The 23,379-nt window shown below is 41.5% G+C and carries 23 protein-coding genes, 5 tRNA genes and 1 pseudogene; 15 read left to right on the top strand and 14 right to left on the bottom strand.

Translation table 11 applies throughout. The features are described from left to right. Window positions 1-125 (bottom strand): annotated as a pseudogene (locus tag HUS62_RS23075) (transposase); the annotation flags it as partial. Window positions 126-339: 214 nt separating this feature from the next. On the opposite strand from HUS62_RS23075, the gene cysZ reads away from it, so the two are divergent. Further along, a complete protein-coding gene (cysZ, locus tag HUS62_RS07285) occupies window positions 340-1,047 on the top strand; it encodes a sulfate transporter CysZ (RefSeq protein WP_220094984.1) in 708 nt (235 codons plus the stop codon). Window positions 1,048-1,120: 73 nt separating this feature from the next. Here the strand turns inward: cysZ and rlmM are convergent, their stop codons facing one another. The 12 genes from rlmM to hemA all read right to left on the bottom strand — a co-directional run bounded on the left by rlmM (window position 1,121) and on the right by hemA (window position 12,491). After that, window positions 1,121-2,206 (bottom strand): 23S rRNA (cytidine(2498)-2'-O)-methyltransferase RlmM, encoded by a 1,086-nt coding sequence (gene rlmM / locus HUS62_RS07280; protein ID WP_175079017.1) that lies wholly within the window; start codon window positions 2,204-2,206, stop codon window positions 1,121-1,123. 9 nt (window positions 2,207-2,215) lie between these two features. Beyond that, on the bottom strand, window positions 2,216-2,584 hold the full coding sequence (locus HUS62_RS07275) for a DUF423 domain-containing protein (protein ID WP_054551639.1): 369 nt from the start codon (window positions 2,582-2,584) through the stop codon (window positions 2,216-2,218). After that, on the bottom strand, window positions 2,581-3,225 hold the full coding sequence (locus HUS62_RS07270; RefSeq protein WP_175079016.1) for an alpha/beta family hydrolase: 645 nt from the start codon (window positions 3,223-3,225) through the stop codon (window positions 2,581-2,583). Before HUS62_RS07270 ends, HUS62_RS07275 begins: the two co-directional genes overlap by 4 nt. Before the next feature lies 1 nt (window position 3,226). Then, a complete protein-coding gene (locus HUS62_RS07265; RefSeq protein WP_175079015.1) occupies window positions 3,227-4,123 on the bottom strand; it encodes a transcriptional regulator GcvA in 897 nt (298 codons plus the stop codon). A gap of 100 nt (window positions 4,124-4,223) precedes the next feature. Next, window positions 4,224-5,078, bottom strand: a complete 855-nt coding sequence (kdsA, locus tag HUS62_RS07260; protein WP_054561809.1) for a 3-deoxy-8-phosphooctulonate synthase — start codon at window positions 5,076-5,078, stop codon at window positions 4,224-4,226. Window positions 5,079-5,087: 9 nt separating this feature from the next. Beyond that, complete coding sequence (locus HUS62_RS07255) at window positions 5,088-6,341, bottom strand: DUF819 domain-containing protein (RefSeq protein WP_063528688.1); 1,254 nt, start codon at window positions 6,339-6,341, stop codon at window positions 5,088-5,090. 15 nt (window positions 6,342-6,356) lie between these two features. After that, on the bottom strand, window positions 6,357-7,184 hold the full coding sequence (locus tag HUS62_RS07250; RefSeq protein ID WP_054561811.1) for a tetratricopeptide repeat protein: 828 nt from the start codon (window positions 7,182-7,184) through the stop codon (window positions 6,357-6,359). Between the two features lie 132 nt (window positions 7,185-7,316). Beyond that, a complete protein-coding gene (locus HUS62_RS07245) occupies window positions 7,317-7,691 on the bottom strand; it encodes a SirB2 family protein (protein ID WP_175079014.1) in 375 nt (124 codons plus the stop codon). Window positions 7,692-7,712: 21 nt separating this feature from the next. Then, entirely contained in the window at window positions 7,713-9,251 is a 1,539-nt protein-coding gene (locus HUS62_RS07240; RefSeq protein WP_054561813.1) for a DUF3369 domain-containing protein, read from the bottom strand. A gap of 45 nt (window positions 9,252-9,296) precedes the next feature. After that, complete coding sequence (gene prmC / locus HUS62_RS07235) at window positions 9,297-10,139, bottom strand: peptide chain release factor N(5)-glutamine methyltransferase (protein ID WP_175079013.1); 843 nt, start codon at window positions 10,137-10,139, stop codon at window positions 9,297-9,299. Window positions 10,140-10,141: 2 nt separating this feature from the next. Continuing rightward, a complete protein-coding gene (gene prfA / locus HUS62_RS07230) occupies window positions 10,142-11,227 on the bottom strand; it encodes a peptide chain release factor 1 (protein WP_175079012.1) in 1,086 nt (361 codons plus the stop codon). A gap of 7 nt (window positions 11,228-11,234) precedes the next feature. Beyond that, the gene (gene hemA / locus HUS62_RS07225) at window positions 11,235-12,491 is read right to left on the bottom strand and encodes a glutamyl-tRNA reductase (protein ID WP_063528692.1); all 1,257 of its coding nucleotides are present in this window, start codon (window positions 12,489-12,491) and stop codon (window positions 11,235-11,237) included. An 83-nt stretch (window positions 12,492-12,574) separates the two neighbouring features. Between hemA and lolB the strand changes: the two genes are divergently transcribed. The 11 genes from lolB to HUS62_RS07170 all read left to right on the top strand — a co-directional run bounded on the left by lolB (window position 12,575) and on the right by HUS62_RS07170 (window position 18,775). Further along, a complete protein-coding gene (lolB, locus tag HUS62_RS07220; protein WP_175079011.1) occupies window positions 12,575-13,162 on the top strand; it encodes a lipoprotein insertase outer membrane protein LolB in 588 nt (195 codons plus the stop codon). A gap of 2 nt (window positions 13,163-13,164) precedes the next feature. After that, complete coding sequence (gene ispE, locus HUS62_RS07215; RefSeq protein ID WP_175079010.1) at window positions 13,165-14,031, top strand: 4-(cytidine 5'-diphospho)-2-C-methyl-D-erythritol kinase; 867 nt, start codon at window positions 13,165-13,167, stop codon at window positions 14,029-14,031. Window positions 14,032-14,110: 79 nt separating this feature from the next. Beyond that, a complete protein-coding gene (locus HUS62_RS07210) occupies window positions 14,111-15,058 on the top strand; it encodes a ribose-phosphate pyrophosphokinase (protein WP_054551652.1) in 948 nt (315 codons plus the stop codon). A 152-nt stretch (window positions 15,059-15,210) separates the two neighbouring features. After that, window positions 15,211-15,822 carry a 50S ribosomal protein L25/general stress protein Ctc gene (locus HUS62_RS07205; protein WP_130167046.1) on the top strand — a complete coding sequence of 204 codons (612 nt, stop codon included), beginning with the start codon at window positions 15,211-15,213 and terminating at the stop codon, window positions 15,820-15,822. Between the two features lie 19 nt (window positions 15,823-15,841). Then, window positions 15,842-16,426: an aminoacyl-tRNA hydrolase gene (gene pth / locus HUS62_RS07200; protein WP_130167045.1), complete on the top strand. Its 585-nt coding sequence runs from the start codon at window positions 15,842-15,844 to the stop codon at window positions 16,424-16,426. 34 nt (window positions 16,427-16,460) lie between these two features. After that, complete coding sequence (gene ychF / locus HUS62_RS07195) at window positions 16,461-17,552, top strand: redox-regulated ATPase YchF (RefSeq protein WP_055022130.1); 1,092 nt, start codon at window positions 16,461-16,463, stop codon at window positions 17,550-17,552. 618 nt (window positions 17,553-18,170) lie between these two features. Beyond that, a tRNA-Met gene (locus HUS62_RS07190) sits at window positions 18,171-18,247 on the top strand. 60 nt (window positions 18,248-18,307) lie between these two features. After that, window positions 18,308-18,392 (top strand) — tRNA-Leu (locus HUS62_RS07185). Window positions 18,393-18,432: 40 nt separating this feature from the next. Further along, window positions 18,433-18,507 (top strand) — tRNA-Gln (locus HUS62_RS07180). Window positions 18,508-18,578: 71 nt separating this feature from the next. Next, a tRNA-Leu gene (locus tag HUS62_RS07175) sits at window positions 18,579-18,663 on the top strand. 37 nt (window positions 18,664-18,700) lie between these two features. Continuing rightward, window positions 18,701-18,775 (top strand) — tRNA-Gln (locus HUS62_RS07170). 159 nt (window positions 18,776-18,934) lie between these two features. On the opposite strand, the gene HUS62_RS07165 is transcribed toward HUS62_RS07170, so the two are convergent. Beyond that, window positions 18,935-20,104 (bottom strand): FAD-dependent oxidoreductase, encoded by a 1,170-nt coding sequence (locus tag HUS62_RS07165; protein ID WP_175079009.1) that lies wholly within the window; start codon window positions 20,102-20,104, stop codon window positions 18,935-18,937. Between the two features lie 258 nt (window positions 20,105-20,362). Here HUS62_RS07165 and miaB point away from each other — a divergent pair, with 258 nt between their 5' ends. The 3 genes from miaB to ybeY are packed head-to-tail and all read left to right on the top strand — an operon-like array spanning window position 20,363 to window position 23,362. Next, window positions 20,363-21,808 carry a tRNA (N6-isopentenyl adenosine(37)-C2)-methylthiotransferase MiaB gene (gene miaB / locus HUS62_RS07160; protein ID WP_138602619.1) on the top strand — a complete coding sequence of 482 codons (1,446 nt, stop codon included), beginning with the start codon at window positions 20,363-20,365 and terminating at the stop codon, window positions 21,806-21,808. Window positions 21,809-21,857: 49 nt separating this feature from the next. Then, window positions 21,858-22,910, top strand: a complete 1,053-nt coding sequence (locus HUS62_RS07155) for a PhoH family protein (RefSeq protein WP_054551658.1) — start codon at window positions 21,858-21,860, stop codon at window positions 22,908-22,910. Further along, complete coding sequence (ybeY, locus tag HUS62_RS07150; RefSeq protein ID WP_054551659.1) at window positions 22,907-23,362, top strand: rRNA maturation RNase YbeY; 456 nt, start codon at window positions 22,907-22,909, stop codon at window positions 23,360-23,362. The genes HUS62_RS07155 and ybeY overlap by 4 nt, the downstream gene beginning before the upstream one ends. Window positions 23,363-23,379 lie beyond the last annotated feature (17 nt).

Below are 23,379 nucleotides of genomic sequence, written 5' to 3'. Positions count from 1 at the left end.
TGTTCATATGATTTACCAGTGAGTGCGTCTTCTCCACAAAGGTAAGCACGTCTAACGCAACGGGATACGCAGTGATAGTATTTGGTGTTCGACAAACAGATTTGCCGCTTCCTTGCTAAAGCCATCGTCCACTCCTTGAACTGATAATTTGAAATACATTAGCTGTAACTAAAGTGTAGACAAAAACTTTTGTACTGCAAGAGCACTTATATGTAGTGACTGTCCATGTAAAGGGTTAAACACTTTGTTACGGAAAAAAGCTGTTCAAATATCGTTAAAACCCTATACTGCAAACAACAAGAAAAAAGATGAGGTTTTCTCGTGCAGTTCACTCAAGGTATGGAATACTTCTTTTCTGGCTTTAAATTAATTAGCCAAAAGGGGTTGAAACGTTTTGTACTTATTCCTTTATTAATCAATATCCTGCTTTTTGGTAGTTCGCTGTTCTTTTTATATGGCTGGCTTACCGATGGCTTCGCTTATATGAACTCGTTATTACCCGAATGGCTTAGCTGGCTCGAATGGCTAATGTGGCCGATTGCCGTGCTGGTGATTTTATTTAGTTACAGCATGCTCTTCACGGTTATCACTAATTTTATAGCAGCCCCATTCAACGGCCTACTCAGTGAAAAAGTCGAGCTTTACTTAACTGGGCAAAAAATTAATGACGATAGCCTTTTCGATACAATGAAAGATGTGCCACGCATGCTCGGCCGTGAGTGGACAAAACTATGCTATTACCTGCCACGTGCCATAGGATTTTTTATTTTACTGTGGATTTTACCTGTGATCGGGCAAGTTTTATGGGTGCTATTCACCTGTTGGATGTATGCGGTGCAATACGAAGACTACGCATTCGATAACCATAAAATTAGCTTTAATGAAATGAAAGACGACTTAAAGCAAAAGCAAACACTTTCTTATGGTTTTGGTTTAGCTGTCATGATTTTAACAGCTATCCCATTCGTAAACCTAATTGTTATGCCCGTTGCTGTTTGCGGTGGCACACGATTATGGGTCGATAATTACCGTAGTAAATACCGTTAAAATTTAGGTTTTCTGATACCTAATAAAAAGGCCAATAGTGTGAGCTATTGGCCTTTTAAATTTCAAATTAATATTAACTGTAAAGGCTTTGTGGCACCTTAGTTACATTTAAATGAACCGTGACTTCTTCACGGTCATGATATAAGTGCTTAGCTTGTAGTTCGTAACTTACGCCATATTTATCAAGCTCTTCTTTAATCATTTTTAAACATTCGTAAACGCTATCAAAGCGTTTTTTCATCGGTAGTTTAAGATTAAAAATGAGCTCTTTTGCGTAGGCGTTCACCGCCCAGTCAATCATAAGGTTAGTCACTTTTGCTGGCTTTTCCACCATGTCACACACTAACCATTGAATATTGCGCTTTTCAGGGCGGTATTTAAAACCATCTACTCTAAAGTGTTTTACCTGACCAGTTTCCATCAAGTCATCATTCATAGGGCCGTTATCAATTGCGCTTACAAACATCCCACGGCGCACCAGCTGATAAGTCCAACCACCTGGGCAAGCGCCTAAATCAACCCCTCGCATGCCAGGTTGCATACGCTCTTCAGCTTCATGGGGTGGAATAAATACGTTAAAGGCTTCATCAAGTTTCAATGTTGAGCGGCTCGGCGCATCATTAGGCATACGTAAACGCGGAATGCCCATAAAGAAAGGCGAATTATTAAATGTGTATGAGTAGCCAACATAAGCACTGTCGTTTGCTAAAAATAACACATGCATAACTGGTTTTTTCTCAGCAATTTCGCGTGTTACCTTCGAGCGCTTTTCAAGCGATTTTTTCAGAGGTGTAGAAATCTTTTTGCAGAACTTACTCAGCTCTTTACCTTCATTGGTATCTGGCGTTTCTACGCGTAGGTCACCGCATTCAGGAAACTCAGCGGCAGTATCAACAATAGCACTAACGCGGTCTTCAAGTGGCATGTTATCGACTAAGGTGCCAGTAAACCATTGGCGAGCAAATACCATATTTTTGAAATCTACTTTTTTGATGATTTCTTCACCATGGCTTGCATCAAAACATTCGTAAACAACAATACCCGTATTTGGTTTTGTTTTTACGTAACCTGCAAAGCCTTGTTCAGCAGCCTGAAAAGTAATTTCAGCAGCGGCATCATTTTCAAAACCACTGCGACAATAAATAACTACACTCGACATAGATAACCCTTAAAACTTATATCGTGCTGCTTGAACTAACAAAATAGCCCAACCAATAATAAAACAAACACCGCCAATTGGGGTGATAGGCCCAAGCCACTTCATGCCCGTAAGTGCGAGTAAATACAAACTACCGCTAAATAACACGGTACCTGCGATAAAAAATCCACCAGCCCAGCTTAAGTTCATGCCCCACTTAATTAAGATAGCAATTGCTATCAATGCAAGGCCATGCACCATTTGGTATTCAGCAGCGGTTTTAAAAATTCCAATCGCATACTCAGAAACGCGGCTTTTTAAACCATGAGCAGCAAATGCGCCAAGCATTACCGAAAGCATGCAAAATAAGCTACCAATCATTAAATATAGTTTGATCATTGCGCATCTCCAGCCGCTAAATTCATAATAAACTGTGCTGCATAATCTGCAGCTTGCTGTAAGTTTTCTTGTTCTGTAATGCCGCTTTTTTTACGTGGTTTTAATGAGTGGTCACCATCTTTGAGAAATTTAATTTCTGGCGGATTAACCATTTCAAGCTCAGCGAGTTCTTGCTGATTACCAAACGTATCACGCTCACCTTGCAGGACTAAAAAAGGGCATGGCATATCAACAAAATGGTCTATGCGAAGTTTTTCGGGTTTACCCGGTGGGTGAAACGGATAGCCAAAAGCCACTACACCAGCAATTTGAGCTTGCTCCTGCTCAGTACAAAGCATCGAAGCCATACGCCCACCCATAGATTTACCACCAATAAATAGCGGTAATTCTGGCTGACACTCGGCTAAAACTTCACTAAAGTAGGCAAGTAACTTAGGAGCACGCTCGGGTGGTCTACGCTTGCCTGTTTCTTTTGCAATTTGCATATACTGAAAATCAAACAAGGCTACATCAATCCCATGCTGACTAATCAAGTTAGCCATTGTTTGCATAAACTCAGAATCACTGCCTGCCCCTGCACCATGGGCAAATATAAACTGTGCACGCGCCTTGCCCGTTGCACTTTTAAACCACTGTAACATGTTAATACTCTTGTTCTTGTTCAACTAAGCTCAGCATCCAGTCTTTGAAAGAGACTATTTTGCCAAGCTCTGTTTGCGATTCGCGGATCACTAAATAATAAGCATTTTTACTTTCTAATGAGTGACTAAATGGAATGACGAGTCGGCCCGCATCAATATCAGGCTTTGCTAAAACGCTATTACCAATTGCAACCCCCTGCCCATGAACCGCAGCTTGCAATACCATTGATGAGTGACTAAAAATCGGCCCTTGGTGAACTTGTACATTACGTACACCTGCCGTTTTCATCCAGGTTTTCCAATTTTTACGGGTGGTATCATGCAATAAGGTATGATTTGCTAAATCACTAGGTTGATTAAGCGGCTTAGGGCCCGTTAACAACAATGGGCTACATAAAGGCACTAGGTATTCAGTGTGCAGTTTATATGTCTGCACCCCGCTCCAGTGGCCACGACCATAATAAATAGCAATATCTACATCGTCAGAAAGTGAATTTTCATCCTGATCTTGCGCCTTAATTCGCACGTCGATTTCTGGATGTAATTCATTAAATAAACTAAGTCTGGGTACTAACCATTGAATCGCAAAGCTTGGCGTTAAACTTACCGTTAATGAACCTTTCGCGCCTCGGGCAAGTAGTTTTTCTGTGGCATCAATCAGCTGGGTAAAAATTTCTTTAATATCTAAAAAGTAGCCTTGCCCTTCTTCGGTTAACAGCAAAGAACGATTCTTACGTAAAAACAGCTTTAAACCTAAATGCTCTTCAAGGGTTTTAATTTGGTGGCTTACCGCGGCCTGCGTTACATATAGCTCTTCTGCTGCTTTGGTAAAGCTCAAATGGCGGGCAGCGGCTTCGAATGCTTTTAGTGCATTTAAAGGAGGTAAACGACGAGACATAAACACCAAACTTATAATTAGTTTTTCTTATGCGTCGATTATAGCGATACAAATAAAAAAAGGCGACCATGGTCGCCTTTTTCATACTTATATACTTATATTATAAATCGCTTGCGCTGGTATCGAGTGGTGCAAAGCTTTTAACTAAGTCATCAACCGCTTTCATTTGCGATAAATAACCTTCTAGCTTGCTTAGTGCTAGTGCACATGGACCATCACATTTTGCTTCATTCGGATTAGGGTGCGCTTCAATAAATAAACCCGCAATGCCTAATGCCATACCACTGCGAGCAAGTTCTGCAGCTTGCGCACGACGACCATCCGCAGAGTCAGCTCGGCCACCTGGGCGTTGTAATGCATGTGTAGCATCAAAGATAACCGGTGCCATTGGTTTCATGTCATCCATACCAAGCATATCAACCACAAGGTTGTTATAACCAAAGCTGGTGCCACGCTCACACAGTGCAACATTGTTGTTGCCCGCTTCATTAAACTTTTTAATGATATGACGCATTTCGTGTGGAGCTAAAAACTGTGGCTTTTTCACATTGATAATAGCGCCCGTTTTTGCCATAGCAACAACTAAGTCAGTTTGACGAGCAAGAAATGCTGGCAACTGAATTACATCAACTACTTCAGCTACAGGAGCTGCTTGATGCGGCTCATGTACGTCAGTGATCAGTGGCACATTAAAAGTAGATTTAATTTCTTCAAAGATTTTTAAACCTTCTTCCATACCAGGGCCTCGGTATGAATTAATTGAAGAGCGATTAGCTTTATCAAAAGAGGCTTTAAACACGTATGGAATGTTTAGCTTTGATGTAACTTCTACATAATGCTCCGCAATACGCATCGCTAAATCACGTGATTCAAGTACGTTCATACCGCCAAACAATACAAATGGTTTGTCGTTGGCTAATTCAATCTCGTTAATTTTAATTAACTGGTTGTTCATTTCTATTCCTTAAGGTGCAACAGCTTGTAGCATTAATCCACAAATATAAGCCATGTAAGTACCTACACCATAGCCTAAAACAGCAAGTAAAACACCTACTGGCGCAAGTGATGGGTGGAATGCTGATGCGACAACAGGTGCTGATGCCGCGCCGCCTACATTGGCTTGAGAGCCTACTGCCATATAAAAAAGTGGTGCTTTAATTAGTTTCGCCACAATAAGCATTAAGCTTGCGTGAGTAATCATCCAAATAACACCGAGTACAAAGTACATTGGCGAGTCAAAAATCGCGGTAATATTCATGTGTAAGCCAATTGAAGCAACAAGAATATACAAAAAGCTTGATGCTACTTTTGAAGCGCCAAAGGCTTCAATATGGCGAACTTTAGTAAACGATAAACTAATACCAATTGTGGTAGAGATAACGATTAACCAAAAGAATTTACTGTTTAAACTGTACTCTTGTGCCCATGGGAAGTTAGCCCCAAAAAACGGACCTAAAAAGTCAGCACAAAAATGCGCCAGGCCTGTAATACCAAAGGCAATTGCAATAATTGTCATGTAATCATTTAAGGTAGGCATGCGCGCATGCTCAGCGTGATACTTTTCTACGCGCTCTTTTAAATCTTCAATTGCACGCGTATCTGCGCCTGTTTTAGCATCAATCGCCTTATGGTTTGCTGCCATTAATAACAGTACAGCCATCCATAAGTTAGCCACAATTACGTCAACAGTCACCATTGCAGAGAAGATATCGCCGCCTACTTCAAACATTTCTTTCATTGAAGCTTGGTTTGCACCGCCACCAATCCAGCTACCGGCGATGGTCGTCATACCACGCCAAACAGCATCAGGGCCATGACCACCCACCGCTTCTGGATAAACGGCACTCATCACTAAGATAGCCAGTGGACCACCGATAACAATACCCATGGTGCCTGTTAAAAACATGATTAATGCTTTTGGCCCGAGGTTTAAGATCGCTTTTAAATCAATACTAATAGTAAGCAATATCAAGCAAGCTGGTAGTAAATAGCGCGACGCCACAAAATATACATTTGAAGAATGGCCATCAACAATACCAAAGGTATTGAGTAATGATGGTAAAAAGTAGCAAAGCAATAATGCCGGTACATATTTATAAAATTTTTGGCAGGCAGCATTATTACTGTGCGAGGTTTTAAAAATAAACCCCAAAATAACGGCAAGCAAACCAAGTACGACTGCGTCATTGGTAATTAGCGCACTGTGGGCGTCAGTCATAAATGTTCCTTTAAATTAGTGGTGTGTATTATTGTTGTCTTCTATTTCAGCAATTTGATGCTGAATAACTTCGATAGCAGGATCATCTGGGCACTCATTAACAAAGTACTGCAAATCATCACGTGCCATTTTTGGGCAATCTAGCTGATTAAGTAAATAGCCGCGGTCACGACGCTCATACGGGTCATCACCAAGTAATTCCATCAGCATTTCTACACAATGCAAAGCATGGCCAAATTTACTTTCGCTGATAAACGACCATTTTTGTTGAGCTAGATACAGCTTATACAGCTCTTCTTCAAAAATCAGTTCAAGCGGTTCTTGCTCATCGCCATTTTCTTCACAGGCATTCTCTGGTGTTATATACCAGCTCTGCTGACCTGTGCTTGGCTCAATTAAATAACCTTCTTCATCACTCATGCCAACGTGAACGTGCACGTCTCCCTGACTAAGCGTGACTGTGGCGTCTAGTTCAGCATGCTGTAATAAATGACAAAGTAAAATTGCCAGCGTGGTTTGTGTGCCACTGCGCATGGTAATGGTGTAGCTAAAACTATTTAACGTATACTCAGGCACTTTTAAGCTTGATGAGCTAAACAGCCATTGCTGATAAAAGGTATCAAGTAACTTATCGAGACGCTCATGTGGCTCTTTTAATTCAGCGCAAAGAGCTGTTACCGTATTTTCAAGCTCATTAAGGGTGTCATAACAGGCTGTTAAATCAGCTTGTTGGTCCCACTTTAATTCGGCGTCGATACAACGATAAAGCACTTTAGAAGAAAATGCGTCAAAGGCCTCATCTTGATAGGATTCATTTTGATCTTCAAACCAAGGGGTGGTCATTTATACTGCTACATCTCTTTCAAAAACGAACAGCTAGTTTACCTACTTTTGCCCTAAGTTACCAATACTGAGCGATTAGATATAAAAAAGCGGTACAACAGCCAATGCCATCAAATACCGCCTAGAGATTTGTTATAAAAGAAGTGCTGTTTTTGCAGACGCTAAATAACCAATTGCTAATAAAATAAGCGTGGTTATAGCAAGTAATATAACCTTCGCGCTTTGTGCGCTTTGCTTAGCTGCAACAATACCTAGTACAATATAAGCTACCACTAAGATTATCTTTTCTAATAACCAAGATTGTTCAAGTGGGTTAAAACCTGCCATTACAATCAATGCCACGGCAGAAACAAGTAATAAGGTGTCGATACTGTGGCTGCCAATAAACACCACTTTATTTTTTGCCAGAGCGCCCGTCTTTAAGCGTGAAAAAGAACGAACGTAAAATAAGATAATACTCAACACGGCAAATAACATGTGAGTATGTTTTACTGCTAAATAATCCATATGCCCCTAATTTTATTTTAATTAATCTGGATAACGTACAAGTACGTCTTCAATTTCTTTAACACGCTGATTAAACACTTCGATTAGCTTAGGATCAAATTGTTTACCCTGTTGCGCATTAATTTCTTTAACTACATCGTCAAGTGACCACGGCTCTTTATAACAGCGCTTATGGCGCAGTGCATCAAACACATCAGCTAAAGCGACAATGCGACCAGCAATTGGAATGTCATCACCTTTTAAACCTTTCGGATAGCCTGAACCATCCCAACGCTCATGGTGCGATAACGCAATAATCGCCCCAGTATTAACAATGTCACGATTTGAGCCTTTTAAAATTAAATGACCTTTTTCAGCATGCTGTTGCATGATGGCCCACTCTTCGTCGGTTAGAGGCCCAGGCTTATTTAAGATAGCATCAGGAATACCCACTTTGCCTACATCATGCAGTGGCGCAGCTAAGCGAATAAGCTCTGCTTCGCGTTTTGATAGACCATAGCCCATGGCAAGTTCATAACAAATGTGCGATACACGTTTTACATGATTACCGGTTTCTGTTGAACGTTGCTCTAATGCTTCACTAAGTCTAAATACTAACTCTTGCTGTGTTGCTTCAATTTCAGATTGTAGCTGCACATTTTCATACGCCAGCTGTACATTTTGCGAGAAAATTTCAATCAAATGGCGCTGAGTGTCGGTTAAATGCTTCGGGATACCGGAAATAAATAACATCGAGTTGTGATTACATTCACTACAGCAATAAGCAAATAAATAGTTTTCACGGTAGACGATGGTTTTTTCGCTCAGTGCTTGTTGGCAGGCTTGTAATTGCTCCTCATCGAGCACTTCTTCAATCGCCTTGCCTTCACTGCGTTCAAACTCACCTCGCCCTGAAAAAACCACAAGCTTCTTTTGGTTATCTTGCGGGTTACTGGCAACTAAACTTGTTGCATACATAGCTTGATCAACAGTACCTAGCAATGAGGTAAGTTGCTGCATCACCCCTTCAATAAAGCTCTCTAGTGAATGAGTCGAGAAAATATTTCGCGATGCTTTAATAATTTTTTCAAGGCCTTGGCGAGATTGCTCAATCGATAAAATGTCACGGTAAGAACGTAAGCTCGACATCACCACAGTGAATAGTTTTTGTGCTGTTAATTCAGTCTTTGATTTGTAGTCATTGATATCGTAATTAACGATAACTTGACGCTCTGGCGCTTGCCCAGGCTGGCCTGTACGAAGAATGATACGAATGTGATTATTTTTTGCGGTTTCGCGAATAAACTTAGCGACTTTGAGACCTGCATCGTCGGTTTCCATAACCACATCGAGTAATACGATAGCCGCATCTGGATGCTGTTGAATAACCTGCTTGGCTTCTTCACCCGAATAGGCGCTAATAAACTCTAAACGTTTATCTTGAAATTCAAAGTCACTCAACGCAAGCTTTGTTACGGCATGTACTTCTGGCTCGTCATCTACGACGATGACTTTCCAACTACCCTGAACCACCTCATTTACTTCATCAAGTGCTTCATCCGAAAACAAAAAATCATCCATTCTATGGGATCCTCAAAGGCTATGTACGCACAGTGCACTTAATTGTTATTTAGGCCATTGTGCTAACGTTACACGGTCATTACCGCCAAGATCTTTAATTGTAAGTATATGGCTATACGACATTTGTGCAAAAAATTCTTGTACCTTCACACTTTGTTTGTAGCCATGCTCAATTAAAAGATAGCCATTTGTTGCTAAATAGTCACGTGCGATAGTAATAATTTGTTTTATATCAGCCATACCGTCGTCATCTGCAACTAATGCAGAGAGCGGTTCAAAGCGAACATCACCTTGGCTTAAATGCTCATCATCATGTTCAATATACGGAGGATTGCTAACAATTAGGTCAAACTTTTGTGTGCTTACTGCACTAAACCAATTGCTCAACGCAAAAGTGGCGTTGTTAATATTGAGTCGTTGTTTATTCTCTTTGGCAAGCTCAACTGCATCAGCCACTCTATCAACCCCTGTCACCTGCCAATTAGGCATTTCACTGGCTAATGCCAAGGCAATTGCCCCTGTGCCAGTGCCTAAGTCAAGCACGTTTGCAGTAGTAGGTAACTCAAGGCTTAAAGCATATTCAACTAACGTTTCGGTATCAGGTCTTGGGATCAGAGTTGTTGGATTAACCTTTAAAGGAAGACTCCAAAATTCACGGAAACCAACAATGTGAGCAACTGGTTCACCATTTAAACGACGCTGACATGCTTGTTCAAAATCAAGTTGCTGCTGTTCGGTAAGTTGTTTTTCGGGCCAGGTAAATAAGTAGCTACGAGGTTTATCAAGAATGGATAATAACAGGACTTGTGCGTCTAACTTAGCACTGTCACTGCTAGGCGTTAATAACGCCGTTGCAGCAACAATTGCTTGTTCAATGCTTTGCGGCACGATTATTCATCGCCCATCGCAGCAAGTAAGTCAGCTTGGTGTTCTTGCATTAGAGGTTCGATAACACTTCCTAAATCACCGGCAACCACTTCATTCAAACGATAAAGTGTTAAATTAATACGGTGATCGGTAATACGACCTTGCGGGTAGTTATAAGTACGAATACGCTCAGAGCGGTCACCACTACCTACTAGGTTACGACGTTCTGACGCTTCAGCCGCTTGACGCTTTTCATCTTCAGCTCGTTGTAAACGTGCACCTAGTACAGACATCGCTTTGGCACGGTTTTTATGCTGTGAACGCTCATCCTGACACTCTACAACCACACCCGTTGGAATGTGTGTAATACGGATTGCTGAGTCAGTTTTATTTACGTGCTGACCACCGGCACCCGATGCACGGAAAGTATCGACTTTGATATCAGCAGGGTTAATTTCAATTGCTTCCGCTTCAGGAATTTCTGCCATAACGGCTACAGTACAAGCTGAGGTATGAACACGGCCTTGCGACTCAGTCTCTGGTACACGTTGTACACGGTGCGCACCTGATTCAAACTTAAGCTGACCATACACGCCTTCGCCAGAGATATGCGCAATGACTTCTTTATAACCGCCGTGCTCACCTTCGTTAGTACTTACTACCTCTACTTTCCACTTTTTAGTTTCAGCGTAGCGGCTGTACATACGGAATAAGTCACCTGCGAAAATAGCAGCTTCATCACCACCAGTACCGGCACGAACCTCTAAATAGACGTTATTATTGTCTTTAGGGTCTTTTGGTAGCATTAGAATTTGGATTTCATCTTCTAATGCAATAATTTGTGCTTTTGCTTCTTTGTATTCTTCTTGCGCCATTTCACGCATATCAGGATCAGAGTCTTTTAACATTTCTTCTGCTGTAGCAACATCATCTTGCGCTTGTTGGTACGCTAAAAATGCTTTTACGATTTCTTCTAATTCTGAGTATTCTTTAGATAAGGCACGAAAGCGATTTTGGTCGCTGATCACAGAGGGGTCGCTTAGTAGCGCTTGCACTTCCTCATAACGCTCAACTAAGGTTTCTAATTTTCTATAAACAGACTCTTTCATTTAACGACTATTCCTGATCAATACCTAACATTTTCTTTAATTGGCTTAACTCCGCTGCTTCACCTTTTTTAGCAGCATCTTGAATGGCACGGGTAGGTGCGTGCATCAAGCGGTTGGTCAGTTTGTTTGCCAACTCGAGTATTACTTTTTCTGCCTCTTTACCTGCTTGTAGCTGGCCAAGGGCTTTTTCGACAAGTTCTGACTTTATATCTTGTACATCGTTGCGATAATGGCGAATAAGATCCACCGAATCGAGTGAACGCAACCACATAGCAAATTCATCGGTACGTGAGCGAATAATAGCTTGCGCTTGCTCCGCAGCCTGCTCACGGGCGGCGATATTCTCGCTTACTATGGCTTGTAAGTCATCAACTGAATACAAATAGGCAGCATCTAATTCGCCTACTTGGCTTTCGATATCACGCGGTACCGCAATATCGATAAATAACATTGGTTTGTGGCGGCGCTTTTTCAACGCCTGTTCTACAACCCCTTTACCAATAATAGGCAAGGTACTGGCGGTTGAACTAATAACAATATCGGCGTCGTGTAAACGCTCAGGTAACTGGGCAAGCGCAATCACATCCGCGTTAACCTCACTGGCTAAGGTTTTAGCGCGTTCAATAGTACGATTTGCCACCGTGATTTTTTGCGGATCGTTTTGGTATAAGTGCTTAGCAACTAGTTCAATCGTCTCACCTGCACCAATTAGCAGTACATTAGTTTTATCTAGTTTGCCGTAAATATGTTTCGCAAGATTAACCGCGGCATAGGCAACAGATACAGCGCTGGCACCAATGTCAGTTTCGGTACGAACTTGTTTTGCAACAGAAAATGTTTTTTGAAACAAGCGGTCAAAGGTTACACCAATGGCATCGTGAGTTTTTGCATTATGGTAGGCTTGTTTTATTTGCCCTAAAATTTGCGGCTCGCCAAGTACTAACGAATCTAGACCACAAGACACCCGCATTAAGTGATTAATTGCTTCGTGATCTTCATGGTAATAGATATTGTTGCTCAGTTCTTGTTCATCCAAACCATGGAAACTGGCTAACCAGTGCAACAAGGTTTGGGAATTACGCTCGGCAAGGCTACAATAGATTTCAGTTCGGTTGCAGGTCGAAACAATAACCGCTTCATTAAAATGCGCATGACCACTTAATTGCTGTAACGCCTCAGACATTTGCTCAGGCGAAAACGCGACTTTTTCGCGTAATTCTACGGATGCGGTTTTGTGATTTATACCAAGTGCTACGATGGTCATATGTACCAAATATTGCTAAGCCCAGCTGTAAAGGCATTAATTTTACCAAAAATCAGCGGAATATGGAAAGTAAGGAACGACATTTGATTAAACAATATTTGATTTTATTCATGTTTTTTTTATTTATCGGCGGTTGCGCGCAAAAAATTTCAACAGTTGATTACATTTATCCTGACTGGAAAAGCCGATTAGAACAACAAGCTCAATGGCAAGTGCAAGGCAAAATGGCATTTATTAGTACAGAGCAGCGCCAGTCAGCCAATTTAAATTGGCAACATGATGAGCAATACAGTGACATGGTACTTACCAGTTTTATTGGTACCCGCATTTTGTCTTTAAAACAAAATGCACAAGGTGCTGAACTTGAGTATGACGACAATGTTTATACCGACCGTGATGCATCAATGTTGTTATATCGTTTAACCGGTTTTTCAATCCCATTGGATAATGCCGCAAAATGGCTAAAAGGCACTGTCGAGAACGATCAAGCCAGCTATGATGAGCAAGGCCGTTTAAAAAGTCTTGTTTGGCAAGCTCACAATGGTCAACAGTGGCAGATTACCTATTCAGATTACATCAAACAAGATGGTTATTGGCTTCCTGTTAAGCTAAGCCTTAAAAACAATAAAATTCGTATTAAAATTCAACTTAATGATTGGCAGTTAAATTAATCATGACACACACTTCAACCGCCCCGCTAACTCTTATAGCACCTGCAAAACTTAATTTATTCCTTCATATAAATGGTCGCCGTGAAGATGGCTACCATGAACTCGAAACCTTATTTACCTTTTTAGAGTTTGGTGATGACTTAACATTTACGGTTAGTAACGAGCCAGATATTTCTGTAACAGGTGATACAAACGGTATTGAGCTTGCAGATAACCTTATATATAAAGCAGCCCGTTTATTACAACAACACTGTAATTGCCAACAAGGCGCTTCAATAAAGCTATTAAAACGTTTACCTATGGGCGGTGGTGTTGGCGGTGGCTCATCTGATGCCGCCACTACCCTACTTGCTCTTAATAAACTATGGGGCTGTGATTTATCACTTACAGAATTAGCAGAGCTTGGGGTGAAATTAGGCGCTGATGTACCAGTATTTATAAATGGTCACACTGCCATTGCGCATGGGATTGGCGAGCAACTAGAAAATGTTGAATTACCGCAAAGTTGGTTCTGTGTGGTGCATCCAGGGCAGCATGTGAGCACCGCGAAAATTTTTACCCACCCAGATTTAAAGCGCGACACACCTAAGCTAAAAGCAGACTGGCAAACAGAAAATTTAGGCAATGATTGTGAGGCTTTAGTTAAAAAGCTCTGCCCCGAGGTTGAAAAAGCCCTGCAGTGGTTGCTAAAATACGCCCCGTCAAAGATGACTGGTACAGGCGCTTGCTGCTTTGCTGAGTTTTCAACCGAGGCACAAGCACAACAAGTTTTAGCTCAATTACCAGAAAAATGGACAGGTTTTGTTGCAAGTAGTGCTACACTTTCTCCTGCTCATACAGCATTAAATGCTCACTTTGAAATGAAGTAACGTACAAGTAAATGTTAACCTGCTTTGGTGCCTACCATAGCCTGTTAGTCCCAAAATTCAGTGCCTGAGGAACCCTACCGTGCCTGACATGAAGCTCTTCGCTGGTAACGCAACACCTGAGCTAGCTCAAAAAGTTGCAAAACGTTTGTATATTGAATTAGGCGATGCTGTTGTTGGCCGTTTTAGTGACGGTGAGATCAGTGTTCAAATTAATGAAAATGTTCGTGGCTCTGACGTTTTCATTGTCCAATCAACCTGTAACCCTACTAACGATAACTTAATGGAGCTTATCGTTATGGTTGATGCCCTACGTCGTGCGTCTGCTGGACGTATTACTGCCGTTATCCCTTACTTTGGTTATTCACGTCAAGACCGCCGCGTGCGTTCTGCTCGTGTACCAATTACAGCTAAAGTAGTTGCAGATTTCCTTTCAAGTGTTGGTGTTGACCGCGTTCTAACGGTTGATTTACACGCAGAACAAATCCAAGGTTTCTTCGACGTACCAGTTGATAACGTATTTGGTAGCCCAGTTCTACTTGAAGATATGAAAGAACGCGACTTCGATGACGTTGTTGTTGTTTCTCCTGATATCGGTGGTGTTGTTCGAGCTCGTGCAATCGCTAAGCTATTAAACGACACAGACCTTGCTATTATCGACAAGCGTCGTCCACAAGCAAACGTTTCACAAGTAATGCACATTATTGGTGACGTTGAAGGTCGTGACTGTATCATCGTTGATGACATGATCGATACCGGTGGCACTTTATGTAAAGCAGCAGCAGCGCTTAAAGAACACGGTGCAAAACGCGTATTTGCTTATGCTACTCACCCTGTACTTTCAGGTAATGCAGCTGAGAACATTCGTAACTCAGTTATTGACGAAGTTATCGTAACTGACTCAATCACACTATCTGATGAGCTTAAAGCAATTGATAAAATCAAAGTGCTTACACTTGCAGATATGCTTGCTGAAACAATCCGTCGTATCAGCAACGAAGAATCTATTTCAGCGATGTTTGAACACTAATCAACATTACTGCAATACTAAAAAAAGCACCGCTTAGGTGCTTTTTTTGTAGTCGTTATTTATTTTCCCCGAAAGGGGTGGTATGATAGCGCGCCTTTTGGCTGGGGACCTTGGTCGCAAAGGCCCTAAGACTATTAATTATTGGAGACATTATGTCAACTTACACTTACAATGCAGAATTACGTACAGAAACAGGTACTGGTGCGAGCCGCCGCCTACGCCGTGAAGATAAAGTTCCTGCAATCCTTTACGGTGCTGACAAAGAAGCTGCATCAATCGTTCTTGCACACAAAGATATGATCAAAGCGCAAGAAGACGAAGGTTTCTACACGCACATCCTTACTTTAAACATCGGTGGCGAGTCAGTTGAAGCTATCCTTAAAGATATTCAACGTCACCCGTACAAGCCTAAGATCACTCACTTAGACTTCCAACGTGTAGATGCTACTCACAAACTTCACACTAAAGTGCCTGTACACTTCATCGGTGAAGAGAAAGTAACTAAAGCTGGTAACACTGTTGTTCACCAATTAACTGAAATCGAAATCACGTGTCTTCCTAAAGCACTTCCTGAGTTCGTTGAAGTTAACGTTTCAGATTTAGTAGCTGGTGATTCAATCCACCTTTCTGACCTTAAACTTCCTTCAGGTGTTGCATCTGTTGAGCTAACTAAAGGCGCTGATCACGATCAGTCAGTTGTTACTGTTAAAGCTAACAAAGCAGCTCCAGCTGAAGAAGAAGCTTCAGAAGACGCTGCAGAATAATTTTTAAGGTGTAAACACCTTGAATTCTATTCAAATGCTTGTGGGCCTGGCTAATCCAGGCCCCGAATACGCAAACACACGCCATAATGCAGGTGCTTGGTTCATCGAAGAACTGGCTGCACGTTATAACTGCACACTCAAACATGATCCTAAATATCACGGCCTCACCGGCAAAGTGATTATTCAAGGCCAAGAATTTAAATTACTGATCCCTACAACTTATATGAATTTAAGTGGTAAGGCGGTGAGTAGTCTCGCTAATTTCTTTAAAATCCCTGTTGAGAACATTCTCGTTGCTCATGACGAAATGGACTTAGATCCTGGGGTTGCAAAACTTAAAAAAGGTGGCGGCCACGGCGGTCACAATGGTTTAAAAGATATTATTGCGAAAATGGCAAACCAAAAAGATTTCATGCGCCTTCGCATTGGCATTGGTCATCCAGGTCACCGAGAAATGGTAACAGGCTGGGTGCTAGGTAAAGCCGCGAAAGACGATCAAGAAAAAATGGACGCCGCCGTTGACGAAGCAGTTCGTTGTATGGAAATACTTGCAAAAGATGGTGTGTTAAAAGCACAAAACAGACTACATTCATTTAAACCTTAATCCGTTTTAATGAAATTACACAAGGTATCTTACTATGGGTTTTAAATGTGGCATCGTTGGTTTGCCAAACGTTGGTAAATCAACTCTATTTAATGCACTAACTAAAGCGGGTATTGAAGCCGCTAACTTCCCTTTCTGTACCATTGAGCCTAACACGGGTGTGGTACCGGTTCCTGATGCGCGCTTGAATGATTTAGCCGCTATCGTAAATCCTCAGCGTATTTTACCAACGACGATGGAATTCGTTGACATTGCCGGTCTAGTAAAAGGCGCATCGAAAGGTGAAGGTTTAGGTAACCAATTCCTAGCAAACATTCGTGAAACAGATGCGATTGGTCACGTTGTTCGTTGTTTTGAAGACGAAAACATTGTTCACGTTGCTGGCACAATTGACCCTGCTGATGATATCGATGTAATTAACACTGAATTAGTACTTGCTGATATGGACAGTGCTGATAAAGCGATTGTTCGTAATGCTAAAAAAGCAAAAGGCGGCGACAAAGACGCTAAAGAGCAAAATGCTGTTTTAGAAAAAGTAAAAGTACACTTAGATGAAGGTTTAACGTTACGTTCTTTAGAACTAACAAAAGAAGAAAAAGCAGCGATTAAGCCGCTTAACTTCTTAACAATCAAACCTACCATGTATATTGCTAACGTGGCAGAAGATGGTTTTGAAAATAACCCTTACCTAGACAAAGTACGTGAAATTGCTGCTGCAGAAGATGCGGTTGTTATTCCAGTATGTGCAGCGATTGAATCTGAGTTATCTGAACTTGAAGAAGAAGATAAACTAGAATTTATGGCTGACCTAGGTTTAGAAGAGCCAGGTCTTAACTTAGTGATCCGTGGTGGTTACGAGTTACTTAAATTACAAACCTACTTCACTGCTGGCGTTAAAGAAGTACGTGCATGGACAATCCCAGTAGGTGCGACTGCACCACAAGCTGCGGGTAAAATCCACACTGACTTTGAGCGTGGCTTTATTCGTGCACAAACTATCGCATTTGACGACTACATTGAGTTTAAAGGCGAAAGCGGTGCTAAAGAAGCTGGTAAGATGCGTCAAGAAGGTAAAGAATACATCGTTAAAGACGGCGATGTGATGAACTTCTTATTTAACGTATAAGCATATTTGCTCATTCGATTATAAAAAAAGGCTCGTTATTACGAGCCTTTTTTATTGCCTAAATATTACTAACTCACTAAAACATCAAAGCATGGTGAGTAATACTTCTGCTTCCTCTTTTTAGTGATGTATTATGTTACTCAAGCTGAACAGTGAGTTATGTTATTAAGAGTGATAACAACAGTTAATTGAGGGGAACTTCTAAAGCTCGCTCCCCATTTTACAAACTGTTGACTGCTCGATTAGCAAATTGTGGGTATTTTAAAAGTAAAAATAAGCCCCCTTAGTAACAAAATAGCCTATATAAATTCATTCGCTTTCGCTTTTTTATGTTTAAATCACCTAAAAGATCACGCTAACTAATTTTGAAACTTGATTTTTGTATGAAAATCAAGCAACTTTAAATGTACGTTTTAAAACTCTTACGATGCGTTTGGGAATTAAACCCATAAATTGCAGTCAAAAAAACAGCAATTTAAATGAAATTTCGCCACTTAGCTTAATTTTAATGCAAACAAACACTGATAAGCATTTTTTTGCAAAAAAGGTGTTGACGGATTTAGGTCATATCAGCATAATACGCCCCGCACTCAGCGATGAAGTGCTAACAAAAAAGATGGCTAAGTAGCTCAGTTGGTTAGAGCACATCACTCATAATGATGGGGTCACAGGTTCAAATCCCGTCTTAGCCACCATTCTTTTTGTTGCTCAATGAAGAGTTTAAAATAACTACCAGTACTTTAAGTACGAATGATGCGGGAGTGGCGGAATTGGTAGACGCGCTGGATTTAGGTTCCAGTAACTTCGGTTGTGAGAGTTCAAGTCTCTCCTTCCGCACCATGTTCTTGATAAGAACTAAAACTATCAAGCTATTCTTTGTTGGGATATCGCCAAGCGGTAAGGCAGCAGGTTTTGATCCTGCCATTCCCAGGTTCAAATCCTGGTATCCCAGCCACTTTCTTAAAGTGATAAAGAATACTCAATGAAGAGTCTAAAATAACTACCAGTACTTTTAGTACAAATGATGCGGGAGTGGCGGAATTGGTAGACGCGCTGGATTTAGGTTCCAGTAACTTCGGTTGTGAGAGTTCAAGTCTCTCCTTCCGCACCATGTTCTTAAGTGGAACTAAAACTCTCAAGTTTAGCGTTGGGATATCGCCAAGCGGTAAGGCAGCAGGTTTTGATCCTGCCATTCCCAGGTTCAAATCCTGGTATCCCAGCCAACTACTTACTTCCCTTTCAAGTTTCAAGTTTCAAGTTTCAAGTTTCAAGTTTCAAGTTTCAAGTTTCTCCAAAGTATATTCGGTAATTTTTAGCAAAAAAAACGGGCTAATTTTCATTACCCCGCTTCTTTGTCTTTTGTACGATTAATTTTTTTACGATTAACTTAATGTCCCGCTAATCGCATACTTTAAAACCCAGTTCTTTGCAGGGCCTGTGTTATTAGCAAGCTTTAAAAACTTACTGCGCACCCAGCTCAGTGGTTTAATCTCGTTTGAAAAACCAAAATAACATGCATCCATCATGCTCATCATTAGTAAATTAGCGTGGCGGCGTTTTTTCTCGTAGCGTTTTAATAACGCTTGCTGACCAACATCAGGTTGATCTGCCAAAATATCTGCCAGTGCTACAACATCTTGAAAGCCTAGGTTTACACCTTGCCCAGCAAGCGGGTTAATTGTGTGCGCCGAATCACCCACTAAAACTAAACGTCCGTGCGAGTAATCATTGGCATGTTGGCGTGCAAGTGGAAAAACAGCATGCTCAAGTAATTCAAAGTCGCCCGGTAGTTCAGGAAAATGGTCAATGAGTTTTGCTTTAAGTTGCTCATTCGACAATTTTTGCCACTGCTTTAAAACCGCAGCATCGTGATAACAAATTAAATTAGCATAAGGCGCCTGCATTGGTAAAAACGCCACAGGCCCGGTTGGTGTAAATTGTTGCCACGTTTTTACCTGCTGTGGGGCATCTAATTTGATTAACACGCCCATGCAATGCTGGCCATATTGCCAACCTGTTACACCTAAACCAGCTTTAGTTCGCAATTGTGACTGTCCACCATCTGCAGCAACAACTAAATCAGCGCTATATTGAGTATCGCCATAATGTAAGGTGATTGAATCAGCCGTTTGAGTAATATCCGTAATGGCTGATAACTGCTCTATCTCTTCGATGTTGTACTTGGCGAATTGCTGCCAGAGACTTGCTTGAATTAAATTATTTTCGATTAAATGACCTAAATGCGTTTCGCCAATCTCATGGCTATCAAACAATAAATTTTCGCCTTGTTGCTGGTAGGCCTCTAATTGTTGATAAGGTGCGATACGATTTTGTCTTAGTAATGGCATTGCACCAAGCTCATCGAGTAAATTCTCTGAAAAACGATTAATAGCCGAAATGCGAATATCAACCTTATCTGAGCTTAAAATGTGATCAGCATCGATAAGGTGCTTTTCAATAACGGTGACATCCCTACCCTGCTTAGCCAGTTTTACAGCAGTAGCAGCACCTACCATGCCGCCACCGACAACAATTACCTTATTTTTATTCATTTAATATTCGCTCATTTGGCTATTTAAATACGAGATAAATTGTAACGTAATTCAATATTGCGTGTCAGTGCATTTACTGCTTATGAATTTCAAAACAGTGACTTGTTTGATTTCACACCACAAAGATAAAAACTATACTTGGATCTGTGCGGGTATCCAGCTAAAATACGCGTCCTTTAAGTCGGCATACTTGCCACTTAATCCTGTTTCTAACACATTTTTGTGTCACTACCGAATTGAAAACGAGGCTATATTTCAATGAGTAAAAAGCTGCATATTAAAACCTGGGGTTGTCAGATGAACGAGTACGACTCTCAGAAAATGGCTGATCTACTAGATGCGACTAACGGCTATCAGTTAACTGAAGAAGCTGAAGACGCTGACGTGATCTTACTCAATACCTGTTCAATCCGTGAAAAGGCACAAGAGAAAGTATTCCATCAGCTTGGCCGTTGGAAACTATTAAAAGATGACAAACCAGAGTTAATCATTGGTGTTGGTGGCTGTGTTGCATCGCAAGAAGGTGACTCAATTCGTCAACGTGCGCCGTTTGTTGATGTAATCTTTGGCCCGCAAACATTACACCGCTTACCTGAAATGATTAAGCAAGTGCAAAGTGGCGACAGCAGCTCGGTAGTTGACGTTTCATTCCCTGAGATTGAAAAGTTCGACCGTTTACCAGAGCCAAAAGCGGAAGGCCCTACTGCGTTTGTATCAATTATGGAAGGTTGTTCTAAATACTGTACATTCTGCGTAGTTCCTTATACACGTGGTGAAGAAGTAAGCCGCCCACTTGATGACGTCTTACTTGAAGTTGCCCAACTTGCAGAGCAAGGTGTTCGCGAAGTAAACCTACTTGGTCAAAACGTAAATGCGTATCGTGGTGAAACTCACGACGGTGAAATTTGTTACTTCTCTGATCTATTACGTTATGTCGCTGCGATTGACGGTATTGACCGCATTCGTTATACCACATCGCACCCTGTAGAATTTACGCCAGATATCATTGATGCGTACGCAGACGTACCTGAGCTTGTTGACCACCTACACTTACCAGTGCAAAGTGGTTCAGACCGTGTTCTTAACCTTATGAAACGTGGTCATACTGCACTCGAGTACAAATCTACGATTCGTAAGTTACGTAAAATTCGCCCTAACTTAAGCATGTCTTCAGACTTCATCATTGGTTTCCCTGGCGAAAGTAAAGCGGACTTTGAAGCAACTATGAACCTTATCAATGATATTGGTTTTGATATGAGCTTTAGCTTCATCTACAGTGCGCGCCCTGGTACGCCTGCTGCTGATTTACCAGATGACGTAACAGAGCAAGAGAAAAAAGAACGTTTATACATTCTGCAAAACCGTATCACGCAAATGGCGCAGCAAATCAGCCGCCAAATGTTTGATACCGAACAGCGTATCCTAGTTGAAGGTCCTTCTAAGAAGAACCCAATGGAATTACGTGGCCGTACTGAGAACAACCGAGTGGTTAACTTTGAAGGCCCTCACTCAGTGATCGGTCAATTCGTTGATGTACGTATTACAGAAGCATTACCAAACTCTTTACGTGGTGAACTAATTCGTACAGAATCAGAAATGAACTTACGCCGTGATGTGGCACCTTCAGCTATTTTAAGTAAAGCTGCTGAAGCTGAGGCCGCTGCGGCCCCTAACGAAATTGGCGTTGCTACTTTCGTACCTTAGGGTGACACTTGGTGCAGGCACAGCCTGCACCCATCAATAGGAAGCAATTTTGAGTAATCAGTTAAAAACATTAGAGATTTATTTAGAACCCGCCGACAACAAACGCCTTTCATCTTTATGTGGTCCGTTTGACGAAAACATTAAGCAAATTGAACGCCGCCTTGGTGTTGAGATTGCACACCGTGATAATTTCTTCAGAGTAACTGGTAAACTGCACCTTGCAGCAGCGGCTGTTGAGATACTAAAAAACCTCTATATTGAAACTCAACCTATTCGCGGCCTGATTGGCGAGATTGAACCTGAAGCCGTACACTTGGCAATTAGCGAATCAAATGCGCTAGAGCAAGATGAAAACCCAGGTGTATATGGCAAAGACATGGTGATTAAAACTCGCCGTGGCGTTATTAAACCGCGCAATGATAATCAAGGCGTGTATGTTGCAAATATTTTGCACCACGATATTACCTTTGGTATTGGCCCAGCCGGTACAGGTAAAACTTATTTAGCGGTTGCTGCAGCTGTTGATGCCTTAGAGCGTCAAGAAATTCGCCGTATTTTATTAACTCGTCCTGCGGTTGAAGCTGGTGAAAAACTAGGCTTTTTACCGGGTGACTTAAGCCAAAAAATCGACCCGTATTTACGCCCTCTATACGATGCATTATTTGAAATGCTGGGTTTTGAGCGTGTAGAAAAGTTAATAGAGAAAAACGTGATTGAAGTCGCGCCCCTTGCCTACATGCGTGGTCGTACGCTTAATGACGCGTTTATTATTCTCGATGAAAGCCAAAATACCACAGCAGAACAAATGAAAATGTTCTTAACTCGTATTGGTTTTAATTCAAAAGCGGTGATCACGGGTGATATCACACAAGTCGATTTACCGCGTGGTGCCCGCTCAGGCCTACGTCATGCAATCGAAGTATTAAACGGTGTCGATGAAATTAGCTTTAACTTCTTCCAATCACACGATGTGGTTCGCCACCCGGTTGTTGCTCGTATCGTTGAAGCTTATGAGCGTAACGATGAAGCAGAACGTTTAAAACGTGCAGAGAAGCAACGTGCGAAAGAAGCACAAGCAAACCAACAAGAAGCAAACTCGTGACAGAATTAGATTTACAAATAGCCTGTGAGTTTGACGACTTACCAAGCTTTGAACAATTCCAGCTATGGGCTGACAAAGCCCTTAGCAACTACCGTGAAGATGCAGAGCTGACTATAGTGATCAGCGATGAAGCACAAAGCCAGCAGCTCAACAATGATTACCGCGGCAAAGATAAACCGACTAATGTCTTATCTTTTCCATTTGAAGCACCACCGGGCATTGAGTTACCTTTAGTAGGTGATTTAATCATTTGTCCGGCTATTGTTTTAGCCGAATCAATTGAGCAAGAAAAAACCTTTCACGACCATTTTGCCCATATGGTTATCCATGGATGCTTGCATTTACTTGGATTTGACCATATAAAGGACGAAGATGCACTTGAAATGGAAAGCATAGAAAAGCAATTACTTGCCGATCTGAACATCGCTGACCCATATCGAGACGATATTTAAATTAACGGAGCAATTAG

It is taken from the genome of Pseudoalteromonas sp. 0303 (assembly GCF_013349995.1).
In the GTDB taxonomy this organism is placed as follows: domain Bacteria; phylum Pseudomonadota; class Gammaproteobacteria; order Enterobacterales; family Alteromonadaceae; genus Pseudoalteromonas.
Note: the sequence above shows the minus strand (reverse complement) of the source record. Positions and strands in the feature narration are given on the sequence as shown.

Excerpts from the sequence above, each read along its gene's own strand:
- HUS62_RS07250 (WP_054561811.1), bottom strand. The coding sequence starts at position 7,184 with ATGACCACCCCTTGGTTTGAAGATCAAAATGAATCCTATCAAGATGAG.
- HUS62_RS07275 (WP_054551639.1), bottom strand. The coding sequence starts at position 2,584 with ATGATCAAACTATATTTAATGATTGGTAGCTTATTTTGCATGCTTTCG.
- HUS62_RS07245 (WP_175079014.1), bottom strand. The coding sequence starts at position 7,691 with ATGGATTATTTAGCAGTAAAACATACTCACATGTTATTTGCCGTGTTG.
- ychF (WP_055022130.1), top strand. The coding sequence starts at position 16,461 with ATGGGTTTTAAATGTGGCATCGTTGGTTTGCCAAACGTTGGTAAATCA.
- HUS62_RS07255 (WP_063528688.1), bottom strand. The coding sequence starts at position 6,341 with ATGACTGACGCCCACAGTGCGCTAATTACCAATGACGCAGTCGTACTT.
- HUS62_RS07205 (WP_130167046.1), top strand. The coding sequence starts at position 15,211 with ATGTCAACTTACACTTACAATGCAGAATTACGTACAGAAACAGGTACT.
- cysZ (WP_220094984.1), top strand. The coding sequence starts at position 340 with ATGGAATACTTCTTTTCTGGCTTTAAATTAATTAGCCAAAAGGGGTTG.
- HUS62_RS07165 (WP_175079009.1), bottom strand. The coding sequence starts at position 20,104 with ATGAATAAAAATAAGGTAATTGTTGTCGGTGGCGGCATGGTAGGTGCT.
- HUS62_RS07240 (WP_054561813.1), bottom strand. The coding sequence starts at position 9,251 with ATGGATGATTTTTTGTTTTCGGATGAAGCACTTGATGAAGTAAATGAG.
- hemA (WP_063528692.1), bottom strand. The coding sequence starts at position 12,491 with ATGACCATCGTAGCACTTGGTATAAATCACAAAACCGCATCCGTAGAA.
- prfA (WP_175079012.1), bottom strand. The coding sequence starts at position 11,227 with ATGAAAGAGTCTGTTTATAGAAAATTAGAAACCTTAGTTGAGCGTTAT.
- miaB (WP_138602619.1), top strand. The coding sequence starts at position 20,363 with ATGAGTAAAAAGCTGCATATTAAAACCTGGGGTTGTCAGATGAACGAG.
- HUS62_RS07265 (WP_175079015.1), bottom strand. The coding sequence starts at position 4,123 with ATGTCTCGTCGTTTACCTCCTTTAAATGCACTAAAAGCATTCGAAGCC.
- HUS62_RS07270 (WP_175079016.1), bottom strand. The coding sequence starts at position 3,225 with ATGTTACAGTGGTTTAAAAGTGCAACGGGCAAGGCGCGTGCACAGTTT.
- kdsA (WP_054561809.1), bottom strand. The coding sequence starts at position 5,078 with ATGAACAACCAGTTAATTAAAATTAACGAGATTGAATTAGCCAACGAC.
- ispE (WP_175079010.1), top strand. The coding sequence starts at position 13,165 with ATGACACACACTTCAACCGCCCCGCTAACTCTTATAGCACCTGCAAAA.
- rlmM (WP_175079017.1), bottom strand. The coding sequence starts at position 2,206 with ATGTCGAGTGTAGTTATTTATTGTCGCAGTGGTTTTGAAAATGATGCC.